The organism is Rahnella woolbedingensis, assembly GCF_003602095.1.
GTDB lineage: Bacteria > Pseudomonadota > Gammaproteobacteria > Enterobacterales > Enterobacteriaceae > Rahnella > Rahnella woolbedingensis.
On sequence record NZ_RAHH01000050.1, the window covers coordinates 1 to 15,922 of the forward strand.

Below are 15,922 nucleotides of genomic sequence, written 5' to 3' on the forward strand. Positions count from 1 at the left end.
ATGGATTATGTCGGTCACTCTATAGGCCCGGTGCTCAATGACGGCTACACCGATGACCTGCAGCCGACGCTCAGCGGCCGCCTGCCGATGGGGGAGGGTCAGCTACTGCGGGTTTACTGCAATAATGTGGTGGTTGGCTATGCAGACATTGGAACAGAAGGTCACTGGACCTTCAAGCCGGCGACGCCGCTCGAGCCGGGCAAGGCCTATGACTTCCAGGTCTTCCTGTTAGATTCATCCGGCAATGAACTGCAGCCGTCTAACACCTATACCATTCACACCACCGAACTGAACCACGACGCCGCCCCGGATGCGCCGGTGATTACCGTAGTGCATGATTTTGCCGGTGACCATCAGGGACCGGTGGCGCAGGGCGGTAAAACCGATGACAGCCATCCTGATGTTTCGGGTACAGCAGGTGCCCATGACGTGGTGACGCTGTCCGTGACCTCACCTTCAGGTATCACGACGGTACTGGGCAGCGCGGTGGCTGACAGCAACGGCAACTGGGACTACCAGCTGACCACGGCGCAGAGCATTACGGCCACCCTGGGTGAGTGGACCTTCAGTGCAACGGCCACCAATACGGTCGGAACCAGCGACAGCAGCGCAGGCTACAGCGTGGAAACCGTGGGCAGCAATGCCGATGACATCACCCCACCGGATGCACCAACCATCTTCAGCGCTGCCGAAACCTACGATAACGGCCACCTCATCGGGGTGAAAAACGGCGCCACCATTGATGACAGCACGCCGTAACTGGTCGGTATTGCAGAAGCGGGAAGTATCGTGATGGTTTACGACGGCGCGGTTGTGATTGGCTCTGTTACTGCAGATTCAAAGGGTGTCTGGATCTGTGATGTTTCTCAGGCACTTGCTGACGGCAAACACTCCTTCACCGCTACCGCGACAGATGCAGCCGGTAATACCAGCGCTCACTCCGGTCACTTTGTGCTGGATGTTGAAACAGCGGACACCACCCCACCGGATGCACCGACCATTATTGATTTCTATGATGATGCCGGCGATTCTAAAGGCCATGATACCAACGGCGGCACGACGGACGACACCACGCCAACCCTGAACGGTCATGCTGAAGCCAACAGCATTGTGAAAGTGTACGAAGGCAGCACCCTGCTGGGGTCAACAACGGCCAAAGCAGACGGCAGCTGGAGTTACACCACGCCTGTGCGTGCAGACGGCAAGCATGACTTCACCGCGACGGCAACGGATGCAGCGGGCAATATCAGCGCACACTCCGGTCACTTTGTGATTATCACCGAAGCGCCTGACACCACCCCACCGGTTCAGCCGACCATCGATACCTTTCATGACGAAGCCGGTAATTTCTCCAGCGGTGCCACCTCTGATGACAGTACACCAACCCTTCAGGGTCACGCTGAGGCTAACAGTATTGTGAAAGTATACGAAGGCAGCACCCTGCTGGGCTCTACAACCGCACACAGCGACGGTACCTGGAGCTATACCACACCGGTGCGTGCAGACGGCAAACATGACTTCACCGCAACGGCCACAGATGCAGCCGGTAATATCAGTGCGCATTCCGGTGATTTTGTGGTGAATATTGATACTGCGCCACCGGGTGTATCTGGCTTTGAAGATTTTGAGGCATCTAGTGTGAACGGGGATTACTTCACCAGTCTGACGACAGACTCTGGCCTGAAAATTGAGTCAGCAGAAAGAGCAAGACATTATCTGGATACCGCCTTGACGCGTATAACTACAGGTAGTGGAGGAGAGTCAAATGGTTACATTGATAATGAGGATGACGGGTTGATTAAATTCACCCTACCGGGTATTGCGGATACAGTATCATTTTTTGGCTGGGGTCCCAGAAGTACGAGTATCCATGCCTATGATGAAAATGGGCATGAATTAGCAGTTACTGTTTCCTCGAGACCCTCAACAACAGCTGAGCAACATTCATATGTTATTTTTATGTATAAATACGACATCACCCCCGCTCCCGGGCAGCATATTGCTTCGTTTACCTCTGAAGGAAACCGTTGGATAGACGATGTTTCCTGGACCTCTGCAGGCACCTCTCATGCAGCCCAGCAAAGCGCCTTACTGACCACCCCGGACGCCGTGGACCATCACGACATTATGACTCTGGCGCAGATTGACGATTCGCATAAATCCACCGCTGCGGTCGATATCACTGACCATGTGCAGAATACCCTTCATCTGACCCTGAATGACATTCTCAGCGAAGCCCATCCGAATCTGTTTGTACAGGACGGCAAGCAACAGCTGGCTGTCACTGGCGATCAGGGTGATGTGGTTGAACTGAAAGTCGACGACCTGGCTCACAACACCTGGCAGGACAGCGGTGCAGTGACGGCAGGTGGCGTTCAGTACGAGGTGTATCAACATGCTGGCAGTGATGTCGAACTGCTGGTTCAGCACGGTCTGGAACTGCATCAGGTTTCATAATCCCTGACGTGCTCTGACCTTAATCCATCCCTGGCTCCGGCCGGGGATTTTTTTGCACTGTTGCAAAAGGCTCCCACATACGCGCGTGCGCTGTCACAACTGAAACGCGAGTGAAAGTGTCCGCCCGGTGTTGAACACCGGCAGATAAAATGCCGGAACATCCGTATGCATTTTTGTTTGCAACAGCGGCGGCGACGCAAACCCCATTCACGGTACGCGTCTTTTTTTCAGCGGGCCCCGGCTATCATTGACTCATTTGCTTTGCGAGGTGATCCAGCCGGACAACGACGTATTTCCCTGCTGTGTTGCCAGCGTGGCCGCACTGTTCCCTTGCTTATCCGAAAGGCTGAGATCAGCACCTTGTTTCAGCATGTAACTCAGGAACGCTCTGTGTCCAAAGAGGGCGGCATACATGCCCGCTGTCTGGCCAACCTCATTTTGCTGATTGATGTTCGTCCGGGGATCACTCAGGAGGACTTTTGCAGCATTAATGTCACCTTTATAGGCGGCGCCCATCAGCGCGCTTCTCCCATGGTTGTCGAGCAATGACGGATCCGCGCCTTGCGAGAGCAGATATTTAGCCGTGTCATATTGGCCATGATAGGTCGCTAATATCAGTAAGGTGTAACCGTGTTCGTCTCGTTGATTAATATCAAAACCGGAAGCCACAGCTTTTTTGAGGATGTTGACTTCTCCGTAGCGTGCCGCATCAATGACCCCGGGATTTAATGCCGCCATTGCTGAATGAACAAAAAAAAGAAAGCAAAAACAGGCGGCGCATTTAATTATCTTCATCGTTTTATCCTGCCTGCTTACACAGGCAGGCTCCGTCATTTAATCGGTTAGTTTTTCTGCCATTTTTTGAATCATTGCGACATCGTCTTTTGTATGTTCGGTAAGACGTTTTCCATAATCGGCATCGGCCCGATAAAAATAGCTCAGCATTGTCTGTCGTACCTGATCATTGTTAACTTGCATCAAGTCATTACCCAGATCTTCAATAAGATCATTTTGCTGTTGCGCAGTCATTGAACGGTAATAAACGCCGGCTTGCTCAAAATTATCCGTTTTTGCAATGATGGCTTGCTGCACCGAGCACTTCCAGTGCCGGGGTGGTTTTTTTGTACGCCGGATTATCTTGTACTGCATTGTCAGCTACTGAAGGCTGATAATTCACATCACCGGAGGTCATGCCCTGATGACCACTGCCGTCCTGGTTATAATTTCGCACCTCGACTTTAGGACGGTTAACAGGAATGTTTTGATAATTAGCCCCGAGGCGGTACATATGCGTATCCGCATAGGAGAAAAGCCTTCCCTGTAGCATTCTGTCTTCCGATGCTTCTATCCCCGGGATCAGGTTAGAGGGGTCGAATGCAACTTGCTCCGTTGTTTCGAAAAAATTATCGGGTACTTTATTCAGCGTAAGGGTGCCAATTTTTGTTTCCGGGACATCGAGCCACTCTTTGGTGTCATCCAGGGGGTTGAACCTGAAATTATTAAGTTGTGCGGGTTTAAGCGTTTTTATATATAAATCCCAGACCGGATATTTACCGGCATTAATGGTGGTATACAGATCGTTAGTCAGATTATTGAAATCTTTTGCCTGTTGTTCTTTCGCCTGTGCACCACTATAACCCGCAACGCCCTGACGACTTTTGAAATGGAATTTAACATAAGTGACTTCACCTTTATTGTTCACAAACTTAAAGGCATGTACGCCAAAGCCATCCATCTTCCGATAGGACGACGGGATACCCTGATAGGAAAAAATACGCGTCAGCATATGCGTGCTTTCAGGTTGATGACTGAAAAAGTCATAGTACCTGTTGGGGTCCTGCACATTAGTGACAGGGGAGGGCTTAAGCGAATGAATCATATCCGGGAACTTCATCGCATCGCGGATAAAAAATATGGGTTCACTTAATCCTACTAAATCCCAGTTGCCTTCAGAGGTATAAAATTTCATGGCGAAACCATGCGGATCGCGCAATTCTTCCGGTGACCCTTTCGGATGGATTACCGTTGAAAAGCGAACAAACACAGGTGTTGTGGTACCCGCACTAAACACCTTAGCCAACGTTAAGTTCGAGATGTTCTTTTCTGCTTTGAACTCGCCATAGGCTCCCGTACCGCGGGCATGCACAACCCGCTCCGGTATCCGCTCCCGGTCAAACCGCTGGAGTTTCTGCAGCAGATGGGCATCCTGCAGTAAAGTTGGGCCCGCTGGCCCGGCTGTTTGTGAATTTTGATTGTCGCCGACAGGGGCACCATTATCTTGTGTCATTTTATTATTGGTGGCCGCCGAAGAAAATTGTGGTGACATAAATAACAAAAAAGCTCCGGATAGAAAGATTTTATTCATTCCCTTCTCCTTAAATTATTTATTGATACTTGCATTGGATTCTCTGTTTTCATCATATTAATGAGGCAAGTAAAAATCACAGCCTTTAAATCATCCTGAAAAAACACTGCAATACTTTTTAAAAAATACAATCTCAAAGAATAAAAAAACCAGAGGGTCAGCCACCCACAGGTTTAAATTAAACCAAATGCAGAATAAACGTATAACTAAAGAGGATAGCCCTCACCTATTAATGGAATAGGTGAGGGAAGGGTGAATTAAGGCGATCGGGGACATTTAAGTGATAACGGTCACGATAGCAATATAAAACCTGCGTTTTTATTAAGATGACGTTAAGTTTTGGATTCGGTTTCAACCAGCGCTGAGTTTCACTTGCCGGGTTTCAAACTCTGTTATAGCTTTCTCATTCTGAAAAATACGAATGTAGTGATGGGGTTTAAAAATCACTACACTCGTAAAAATCAAAATTACTACATAACCAGGTGCAACTCTACCCCATGCTGGATAAGTAAATCGGTATGAGCATTAGCATTCTGATAAATGTCATAAGTAGTGCCACCTGATACGGTTTCACCTACATCATGCCAGTTATTAATATTCCCGACTTCAAAGTTAACGGTATCACCAGCATCACCTGTAATGGCGAGTTGCTGGTCGTTATCAAGAGTAAATATATTCCGGTGAGCATGATTAAAAACATCGCCCAGCGATATGTTAAGTGTGTCCTGCTCACCATTTTGAAGATTGATAGCAGACCCAAGATAAATTGTTTCATCCTGCCCGTTGATGATATTTCCTTCGGGCGCAGCAGCTGCTTCAATATCTATCACAAAAACCGCTGAATGAGGACTCGTATGACCATCATGATTTGTGGTTATGGTAAAGTCATGCGCACCCGTATCCAGTTCTGAGGTCGTGTAATTCCATGCACCTGAGGTGTCAGTGCTCACAGACCCGAGGAGGAGACTCCCGTCATAAATATTAATGAAGCTTTGCTGCGCTTCGTGACCAAATAATGTAGGCGTCATATCTTCCGACGTTGTACCACTATTATAATAGTGATGACTGTTTCCTGAGTCGTCTAAGTAATAGGAAATACCCGATACTTCAGGAGCAGAGCTGACAATGTTGATCACGAAATTTTCTGAATGCGCGCTAATATTACCTGCGCTATCCATTGCAGCGACCGTGAATGAATGTAATCCATCATTCTGATACGGTGTGGTGAAATCCCAACCCCCGGACTGGTCTGCAAGAGCAGAGCCCAGTAAATGGCTGCCATCATAAATCAGAACGATGCTTTTTGCCTCCGCCGTGCCGACCAGTGTTGGTGTCGTATCGTCAGTAGTATCGGCGTCATAACCATATCCCTTGCTTTTCCCTGCATCATCGTAGAACCAGTTGATATCAGGCGCATCCGGCGCTGTCGTATCCGGACTCTGTATGTTCAGAGTGAATCGGTTACTTGCCATGCTGCTGTGGCCTTCAGCATCCTGACTGGTAACAGAAAACGTATAGGTACCATCACTTTGAGCCCATGCTGATGAAGATGCGGGATCATAAGCCCAGTTCCCGTGGCCGTCAGCAAGCGTACTGCCCAACAAGTGGCCGTATCCGTCGCTCCAGACGGAAACAAGCACAATGCTGTCAACTTCCGCTGAGCCTTGTAAAACAGGTGTGACGTCATCAGTTGTGCTGTTGTTGACCAGCCTGCCTTTGGAATCGCCGAAATTATCAATAGCATTGTCAATGACAGGTATGACAGGTGAGGCTGAAGCCGGGATATCAATATTGATGGATAAAGGTGCTGAATGTTGACTGATATTACCTGCGGGATCTGTCGCCGTTGCTGTGAGCGAATGCCTGTCCTCGCTCAGCACCGGAGTCGTATAGCTCCAGCTGCCATGCGGGTCCGCCAGCGCAGAACCGATCAAATGGCTTCCATCATAAATTTTCACGATAGCATTCGCCTCAGCATGGCCCAGCAGCATGGGGGTAGTATCATCTGTCGTGTCGCCACTGAAGGTATAGCCAGTTTTATCTCCGAAATTATCATAGGCCCAGTTAATTTCTGGAGGATTTGGCGCAGTGGTATCTTCTTCGTTTTCATTTAATGGCTGAGAATAAGGACTTAGCAACGTTTGTTCTTGTGGTGCTGGCACAAATTCGCTTTCATTGATTGTGGCTGACAGAGGGAGGGGGCTATTTTTCTTCATCATATAATTACCTAATTTTAATTTACTCAAATGTATTGTGTAGGGTCAGTTGCATCAGCAATACTGAATTAACTCTCAGGCAGTTTATCTTTTATTACATTTGAATAAACGGAATAGTGTGATCTAAAAAACAGCCCACCAAATACTTAATTTAATTACAACTTATTTATAACATCACTTAAATCCAGCCCTTAAATAAATAATAAGCAGGGCTCGTGTAAGTTTTTACTGAGGCGTTGATGTGCGTGTTTTTAATTTAGGAATCAAGGGGTAATAATAACCTCTCTTAATAAACAGGATTTTTGAGAAGCATCCTTTAACGCCTGATCCCACGTTTCATTTTTTCTGCATTATCGTATTTTTTTACTTGCCTCTTTAGCGAAGATTCTCCCTGCGCGGCAACGGGTTGCCTGAATTATCCGGTATTACTATTCGGTTTTATTGAGCTTCTCTTTTTGCTGTTGTTTTAGATGGAGTGTTTTAATAAACATCATTTAAAACAGTGATGTAGCTTTCCAGGTGCTTTTGCTTTACCGTTATTTTAATTTCGGCATTACATTATTTTAAAAGTGATTAATCCCTGCTCCGCCAATCGTTAATACCCTCCTTACCAGCAGCACCTTGCTGCTCTCATCGAAAAGCCTCCCGGCTCTGTGCTTTATATTTTTCCGGGTGGTTAATTCTAAAACTCAACTTAAAGGTAGCGGATATTATGTCCAGCACGAAAAATAATAACCTGAATGCCGCCGTGGATGCGGGCATTGACAGTGGCTTACTCGCCAACATTGACTCCATTATGGATTATGTCGGTCACTCTATAGGCCCGGTGCTCAATGACGGCTACACCGATGACCTGCAGCCGACGCTCAGCGGTCGCCTGCCGATGGGGGAGGGTCAGCTACTGCGGGTTTACTGTAATAATGTGGTGGTTGGCTATGCAGACATCGGAACTGAAGGTCACTGGACCTTCAAGCCGGCGACGCCGCTTGAGCCGGGCAAAGCCTATGACTTCCAGGTCGTCCTGCTAGATTCGTCCGGCAATGAACTGCAGCCGTCTAACACCTATACCATTCACACCACCGAACTGAACCACGACGCCGCCGCGGATGCGCCGGTGATTACCGAAGTCTTCGACCACGCGGGCGACCATCAGGGGCCGGTGGCGCAGGGCGGTAAAACCGATGACAAACAGCCAACGGTTTCCGGTACCGCAGACGCGGGGGATGTGGTGACGGTGAAGGTGTATTCTGCCGTGCATAATCACACGTACACGCTGGGCAGTGTGGTGGCCGACGCCGACGGGCACTGGAGCTATAAGCTGCACGGCGGCCAGAATATCACTGCCACCCTGGGTGAGTGGACCTTTACGGCAACGGCCACCAACGTCCTGGGGACCAGCGACAGCAGCGCAGGCTACAGCGTGGAAACCGTGGCCAGCAATGCCGATGACAACACGCCTCCGGACACCACCCCACCTGATCAGCCGACCATCAATACCCTTCATGATGACGCCGGTAATTTCTCCAGCGGTGCTACCACTGATGACAGCACTCCAACCCTTCAGGGGCACGCTGAAGCGAACAGTATTGTGAAAGTGTACGAAGGCAGCACGCTGCTGGGCTCCACCACCGCACACAGCGATGGAACCTGGAGCTATACCACGCCAGCGCGCCCGGACGGGAAGCATGACTTCACCGCGACTGCGACCGATGCGGCGGGTAATACCAGTGCGCATTCTGCTGATTTTGTAATGAATGTGCTCACCGTGGATGCATCCGGGAGCGATGGCTTCGAGGGTGTAGGCTATGTCTATAGGACATTTGATACAGGTGCTGTCTGGCAAAGGGATTCTGGACTAAAAATAACAGTTGAAAATACAGGCAATGACAATGGCTCTCATATGCCCACTACCTATAATTCATCCAAGTTCACGACTGGCGTGCATGGACTCTCGCGTCTTGAGTTTGGTGAAGACACAAATTACGTCCATCTCTCTGTTGACTCCATATATCATCATGATTCTCAAATTGAGTACTATAATTTCGAAGGGGATTTGCTTGAAACCCAAAACATTGCTCAAACTATTATAAACCCCAACGGGTACTATTCCGAGTCCGACTATAGTTATGAAGCGCCAGCAGGTGAAAGTATTTCTTATGTATTAATACGTGCTGGTTCCTTTGCTACATCGGTTGATGAAATTGACTGGGGGAGCGAATCCCATACTTCTTCCCAGCAAAGTGCCCTGCTGACCAGCCATGACGCCGTGGACCATCACGACATTATGACCCTGGCGCAGGTGGACGATTCGCATAAATCAACCGCTGCGGTCGATATCACTGACCATGTGCAGAATACTCTCCACCTGACCCTGAACGATATTCTCAGCGAAGCCCATCCGAATCTGTTTGTGCAGGACGGCAGGCAGCAGCTGGCTGTCACCGGCGACCAGGGTGATGTGGTTGAACTGAAAGTCGACGACCTGGCTCACAACACCTGGCAGGATAGCGGTGCAGTGACGGCAGGTGGCATTCAGTATGAGGTGTATCAGCATGCAGGCAGTAACGTTGAACTGCTGGTACAGCACGGTCTGGAATTACATCAGGTTTCATAATCCCTGACGCGCTCTGACCTTAATCCATCCCTGGCTCCGGCCGGGGATTTTTTTGGGCACTGTTGCAAATAGCGCCGTATTTTTCACGTAGCTGTTAATCGTGTACAGATGAGTTAATGCGGTGGTTACCTTGAAGAACGGGGGGACTCTCTTTCTTTGTCTTTATTATGCCCATAAAAATGCCGGCCACTTTCGTGGCCGGCATTATGCTTTGGCTGATTAAATCAATCAGTCAGGTGTTACGCCATGGCGTGCAATTCCACACCATGTTGTACCAGCAACTCAGTGTCACTACCTGCTACAGAGTACACATCATATGCAACTCCGCCGCTAGTCACGTTACCTGTGTGCGCCAGGCTGCTGTCTGACACACCGGTCAGATCAACGTGATCGCCTGCATCACCCGTTACTGCAAACTGCTCTTTACCGTCAGCGATGAACGCATTATCAGCGCCCTGGCTTAACACGTCATCCAGCGACAGAGTCAGATGATTCTGTGGCGCGTCATGCGTGCTTGCCGTAGCGGTTGTTGCGTCATGCTCTGCCGGATGCGCTTGTGTTGCCAGCGCCATCAGTGCGACATCGGTATGTGCTGCTTCTGCCTGTGGAGCAGCCGCCGCCTCATACTGAGTCTCACCCCAGGTGATGTTATCCACACGGATAGTCCCCTGGCCAGTCTCTGGACCGACATCAATCTCTACATGATCGATCAATGTGCCAGCCGGTGCTTCGAAGCTAATGTTCTCTAAGGATCTTGTGTCATGAGGATCGGTAACGGGTACATCCATACTACCGACCTCATTACCGTTTACATCGAAGTAATGAACGACGGTTCCCGTTGCAGTCACTCCCGAAACATCAAAGCTGACCATATTCGTCTGGCCGCCAAAGTCCAGACGAGTCTGCGAAGTACCAGACAGCTCCATATCGACTTTGCCAAAGCTCTTCGGTGCGAATAAAGCTACACCCTTCGAACCAATTTCACTTTCGCTGCCCGTTGCCTCATACCCTGGTTTAAGAAGAGTGACTGACAGACCACCCAGACCTAATCCATCTTTGGCATCAGGGTTGTTGAACGGTGTATCGCTCAGTATATTCTTGATACCTTCAACATTTTCAAAGCTGGTACTGCCTTTAGCAATGACAGAAAAATCAACGGGTTCACTTGGAGCACTTCTTGAACCTGTATCCGGATCTACTACAACAGTATCAATGGAGTGACTACCTGTATCCAGTGGCGCATCCGGCGTGAAGTTCCACTTACCGTCTGGATCAACGGTGGTGGAACCAATGACGACACCATTATCACTGATGATAACGACGTCGCCCGGAGTCGCATCCCCTTCGATGACCGGAGTCGCATCATCTGTTGCGCCACCCGGAACAACAACACCTTGCTCATCGCCTTCATCGTCGCGAACATCGATACCAGTAGCAGCATCCGGCACATTCGTGGAGATAGTGAAGTCAAACGGTGGAGTCGAGCCACTTTCGTTGCCCGCTTTATCGGTTTCGGTCACGGTGATGTCGTACTGACCATCATCCAGGGCCGCTGACGGGGTAAACGTCCATGAGCCATCCGCACCGACTACGGCAGTGCCGAGTACGTCGCTGCCATTGTAGATGGTGATGATGTCGCCATCAGTTTCACCGGTACCCTTGAAGACAGGGGCACTGTCATCAGTGGTGCCATCCTGGGCAATTGGACCTGTTTGTGCACCGACATTATCGTCGATCTCAGTCAGGGTCGGAGCACCTGGGGCGATGGTGTCGATAGTGAAGTCATACGCCGCAGACGGGTCACTGACGTTCCCGGCCGCATCGGCTTCGGTGACGGTGATGTCGTAGGTACCATCTGCCAGTGCAACTGGCGGAGTGAACGACCAGGTGCCATCCGCACCGACTACTGCGGAGCCGATAGCAGCGCCGTTGTTGTAGACAGTGATGATGTCGCCATCAGTTTCACCGGTACCGTTGATGACCGGGGTATTGTCACTGGTGAAGCCGTTCTGGGCCACATCAACATTCTGCTCACCGGCGTCATCCACCACGTCGGTGATGGTTGGCGCGACTGGCGCGATGGTGTCGACGGTGAAGTCATACGCGTTAGACGGAGCACTGACGTTACCGGCCGCATCGGTCTCGGTAACGGTAATGTCGTAATGCCCCTCGTCCAGCGCGTCCGGTGTGAACGACCAGGTGCCATCCGCGCCGACCACTGCGGAGCCGATTGCGGTACCGTTGTTGTAGACGGTGATGATGTCGCCATCAGCTTCACCGGTACCGTTGATGACTGGGGTATTGTCACTGGTGAAACCGTTCTGAGCCACATCTACCGGCTGCGCGGAAGAGTCATCCACCACGTCGGTGATAACCGGCGCCACTGGTGCGACGGTGTCGACGGTGAAGTCATACGCGTTAGACGGAGCACTTTCGTTACCGGCCGCATCGGTCTCGGTGACGGTAATGTCGTACTTGCCGTCGGCCAGGACGTCAGGAGTGAACGTCCAGGTGCCATCCGCACCGACCACTGCGGAACCGATAGCGGTACCGTTGTTGTAGACGGTGATGATGTCGCCTTCAGCTTCACCGGTACCCTGGATTTGCGGGGTATTGTCACTGGTGAGTCCGTTCTGGACCACATCAACAGGCTGCTCGGCAGAATCATCCACCACGTCGGTGATAACCGGCGCCACTGGTGCAACGGTGTCGATGGTGAAGTCATACGCGTTAGACGCTTCACTGACGTTACCGGCCGCATCGGTCTCGGTGACGGTGATGTCGTACTGACCATCAGCCAGCGCGTCAGGGGTAAACGTCCAGCTGCCATCGGCGCCGACCATTGCAGTGCCGAGTACTTCGCTGCCGTTGTAGACGGTGATGATATCGCCTTCAGCTTCACCGGTACCCTGGATTTGCGGGGTGGTGTCACTGGTGGAGCCGTTCTGGGCCACATCAATATTCTGCGTACCGGAATCATCAACCACGTCGGTGATAACCGGCGCCACTGGTGCAACGGTGTCGATAGTGAAGTCATACGCGTTTGACGGAGCACTGACATTGCCGGCCGCATCGGTCTCGGTGACGGTGATGTCGTACTGACCATCAGCCAGCGCGTCAGGGGTAAACGTCCAGCTGCCATCGGCGCCGACCATTGCAGTGCCGAGTACTTCGCTGCCGTTGTAGACGGTGATGATATCGCCATTAGCTTCACCGGTACCCTGGATTTGCGGGGTGGAGTCATTGGTGGAGCCGTTCTGAGCCACGTCAATATTCTGCGTACCGGAGTCATCTACCACGTCGGTGATAACCGGCGCCACTGGTGCGACGGTGTCGACGGTGAAGTCATACGCGTTAGACGGGGCACTGACGTTACCGGCCGCATCGGTCTCGGTCACGGTGATGTCGTAAGTCCCGTCGGCCAGCGCGTCCGGAGTAAACGTCCAGGTGCCATCGGCGCCGACTACTGCGGAGCCAATAGCGGCACCGTTGCTGTAGACAGTGATGATATCGCCTTCAGCCTCACCGGTCCCCTGGATTTGCGGGGTGGTGTCACTGGTGGAGCCGTTCGGAGCCACGTCAATATTCTGCTCATCATCCACCACGTCGGTGATGGTTGGCGCCACTGGTGCGATGGTATCGATGGTGAAATCAAACGGTAAAGACTTGTCACTCTCGGCACCCGCGGCGTTGGTAACGGTCAGCTCAATTTCGTGCGGACCTTCAGCCATTGGGCTAGATGGGGTGAAGTTCCATGCACCACCATCACCGACAATAGCAGAGCCGAGGACTTCTCCGTCACTGTAGATAGTGACGACTTCGCCTTTAGCAAGTGCCGGAGTGGTGCCCGAGAAGGTTGGCATGGTGTCATTGGTGACGCCGTCCTGAGGGATATCACCAATAATCGGTGCAATGTCATCGTACACGACCAGATTGTCCGGCGCGTTGATGTCGATTGGGTCTGGCACTGCGGTGTCAACCGTGAAGCCGATTGGTGCAGAAGAGTCGCTCTGTTTCCCATTACCATCTACAACGACGGTCGAGAAGCTATGATCGCCGTCATTGAGTGGGGTATCAGGTGTGAATGTCCAGTGGCCTTTATCATCAGCAACGACAGAACCAATGACTTCACCGTTGTCCGAAATGATTACAACGTCTTTAGCTTCCGCATCACCCTGATATGTTGGTGTGGAATCATCAGTCGTATCACCATTAAGGATTGGGCCAGTTTTTGGCTCAACATCATCGGTTAGCTGCTCATTTGTGGACGCATCAGGAGGGGCTGTCTTATAAGTAACAGTGACGATGTCACTGTTACTCTTGTTGCCTGCTGCATCAACAGAAGTTAACCAGTAGCTATAGGTGCCATCGCCTTTTTGTTCCATGTAGTCAGATGGAATACTCCAGGTACCATCGGCATTTGGCGTCAGATCAAGGCTTTGAATCGAATTATCAACACCCGTGAAGAACAGAGTTAACGAAGAACCCGGCTCAGATGTGCCTGAAATAACAACATTGCCATCATCTGTGATATTGCCATTGTCCAGGACGTTGCCTGTTACTTTACCTACATCGTCTTGAATATCTGTAATAACAGGTTTTTCACAAACGGTGTCCAGATTGACATCAAAATCAGCGGAGTGGGCGGACTCATCAGTGCCGTCTGTTGCTGTAACAGAGATATAGTGATCACCGTCGCCTGAAAGTGGGGTGTCTGGCGTGAATGACCAGTGACCAGAGCCATCTACCTGGGCAGAACCCAGCAGCGTTGAGCCATCGTAAATATTGACGATAGCGTCAGGATCTGCTGTGCCGCTGATAGTTGGCGTGGTGTCATCCGTAGGCTGGCCATCAGTCAGGTCGCCCGTTACAGTACCCGCATCATCATGAACACTTGTAATGACCGGTACTTGCTCATCAAAGCCCGTCGTGAAGACGAATGGCAGCGAGATAAACTTCGCGTCCGAACTTGAGTCCGTGAGAATTGCCACGATGGTGTATTGGGCATGATTTTCCAGACCTGACAAATCATATGACCAGGTGCCATCTTCTTGGACAATAGCAGTGCCAATGAACTGAGTGTTGGCATAGATGCTGACAGTCATCTCTTCGCCGCCAAACAGGGTACCCTGGATGACAGGATTCAGGTCGTCAGTAATGCCATTGTTAGCCACATCGCCCTGGTGGATACCGTTGGCATCGACCAGATGATCAATAAGAACTATACCATCATCACCCGTATTAGGCAGGTCTGCAGCGGCCTGGCCGTCAACAGTCTCAGAAATAGTGAACGGCATAGCAATGAAGAGAGCGCTAGTAGTGGAATCCTCTAACACCGCCTGGAAGATGTAGTTAGAACCATAGCTTAGCGCGCCTTCATCTGGCGTGAAGCTCCAGGTTCCGTCGTCACCGACAATGACCGTACCCAGTACCTGGGTGTTGGCATAAATGGTCAAAATCATTTCTTCTGCGCCAAAGGCTGTACCATGCAGCTCTGGAGTCAAATCGGCAGTGCCTTCGTGGTTGCCAATTTCTTTCGTCGAACCATCTGCTGAATCGTCCGTTGCGCCATCAGCAATAATGATGCCCGGTCCACCCGGCGTATACGGTGTATCCCCCGCATCAGCGAGCAGCGAGAGGGCTACCGGAGCGTGCTCAGTTTGTACCTGAGCCATGTCCAGTGCCTGAAGTTGGTTGTTGGAAGCAGGAATTGTCAGCAGGGCTGGTGAGTTGTAATACTCAGGAATAATTGCTGACGGGGCAGCAGAGTCATCAATATGAATGTGGAGCGCGTCATTATGGCGGCTCAGAGAAAGGCCTTCAGACAGCTGATTGCCTTCACCACCCTCAATGAGGTAATAGCCGGTTTGAATAGCGGGTACTGCAATAATGTCTTCGGCAGATGCGACAGCTTTCAGGTTAAATACCTGTGACTGGCCAGCTTCCTTCGTGGTAATTGTAAATCGACTCATAGAATATCCTTTATGATTTAGATGCCAGGCCCTGTAGGGCTGATGTATACAAATCTTACTTCAGCTGGTGAGATGCCTCCTTTTTCGATTTTCAACGTAAGCGGGTATTAGTGAAACGTGTTTCGCCATTGGCTACCTGTTGACCTGGCGTAACCGGAACATATTTCTAGCTTCTTTTAAAAATAAACCGTATTGGGTTACAGTTAAATGCCCAGGTAATTTTTCGCTCTGCGCGTAAAAAATATAAAAGCAAACAAACCCTTTTAATACATGATGTTACTGAATAATAATCCTATAT

Annotated in this window: 8 protein-coding genes; 3 read left to right on the top strand and 5 right to left on the bottom strand. The window is 50.6% G+C overall.

Going from position 1 to position 15,922, the window contains the following annotated elements; genetic code table 11:
* Nucleotides 1-759: Ig-like domain-containing protein (locus tag D6C13_RS25715; protein ID WP_120135212.1), on the top strand; the 759-nt coding region annotated here is incomplete at its 5' end.
* 9 nt (nucleotides 760-768) lie between these two features.
* The gene (locus tag D6C13_RS24385) at nucleotides 769-2,457 is read left to right on the top strand and encodes an Ig-like domain-containing protein (RefSeq protein WP_279630082.1); all 1,689 of its coding nucleotides are present in this window, start codon (nucleotides 769-771) and stop codon (nucleotides 2,455-2,457) included.
* A gap of 252 nt (nucleotides 2,458-2,709) precedes the next feature.
* Here D6C13_RS24385 and D6C13_RS24390 read toward each other — a convergent pair whose 3' ends face one another.
* From D6C13_RS24390 to D6C13_RS24400, 4 genes are all read right to left on the bottom strand, one after another.
* On the bottom strand, nucleotides 2,710-3,252 hold the full coding sequence (locus D6C13_RS24390; protein WP_167458081.1) for an ankyrin repeat domain-containing protein: 543 nt from the start codon (nucleotides 3,250-3,252) through the stop codon (nucleotides 2,710-2,712).
* A 39-nt stretch (nucleotides 3,253-3,291) separates the two neighbouring features.
* Nucleotides 3,292-3,549 (bottom strand): catalase-related domain-containing protein, encoded by a 258-nt coding sequence (locus tag D6C13_RS26110; protein WP_279630080.1) that lies wholly within the window; start codon nucleotides 3,547-3,549, stop codon nucleotides 3,292-3,294.
* A complete protein-coding gene (locus D6C13_RS24395; protein ID WP_279630081.1) occupies nucleotides 3,518-4,822 on the bottom strand; it encodes a catalase in 1,305 nt (434 codons plus the stop codon). The genes D6C13_RS26110 and D6C13_RS24395 overlap by 32 nt, the downstream gene beginning before the upstream one ends.
* A 470-nt stretch (nucleotides 4,823-5,292) precedes the next feature.
* The gene (locus D6C13_RS24400) at nucleotides 5,293-7,041 is read right to left on the bottom strand and encodes an Ig-like domain-containing protein (protein ID WP_120135215.1); all 1,749 of its coding nucleotides are present in this window, start codon (nucleotides 7,039-7,041) and stop codon (nucleotides 5,293-5,295) included.
* Nucleotides 7,042-7,750: 709 nt separating this feature from the next.
* On the opposite strand from D6C13_RS24400, the gene D6C13_RS24405 reads away from it, so the two are divergent.
* Entirely contained in the window at nucleotides 7,751-9,652 is a 1,902-nt protein-coding gene (locus tag D6C13_RS24405) for an Ig-like domain-containing protein (RefSeq protein WP_120135216.1), read from the top strand.
* Nucleotides 9,653-9,891: 239 nt separating this feature from the next.
* Here the strand turns inward: D6C13_RS24405 and D6C13_RS24410 are convergent, their stop codons facing one another.
* Nucleotides 9,892-15,624, bottom strand: coding sequence for an Ig-like domain-containing protein (locus tag D6C13_RS24410; RefSeq protein WP_120135217.1), 5,733 nt, complete (start codon nucleotides 15,622-15,624; stop codon nucleotides 9,892-9,894).
* Nucleotides 15,625-15,922 lie beyond the last annotated feature (298 nt).

What these genes read in the sequence shown, in the direction of transcription:
- D6C13_RS24390 (WP_167458081.1), bottom strand. Translation starts at nt 3,252, where the DNA reads ATGAAGATAATTAAATGCGCCGCCTGTTTTTGCTTTCTTTTTTTTGTT.
- D6C13_RS24395 (WP_279630081.1), bottom strand. Translation starts at nt 4,822, where the DNA reads ATGAATAAAATCTTTCTATCCGGAGCTTTTTTGTTATTTATGTCACCA.
- D6C13_RS24400 (WP_120135215.1), bottom strand. Translation starts at nt 7,041, where the DNA reads ATGATGAAGAAAAATAGCCCCCTCCCTCTGTCAGCCACAATCAATGAA.
- D6C13_RS24405 (WP_120135216.1), top strand. Translation starts at nt 7,751, where the DNA reads ATGTCCAGCACGAAAAATAATAACCTGAATGCCGCCGTGGATGCGGGC.
- D6C13_RS24410 (WP_120135217.1), bottom strand. Translation starts at nt 15,624, where the DNA reads ATGAGTCGATTTACAATTACCACGAAGGAAGCTGGCCAGTCACAGGTA.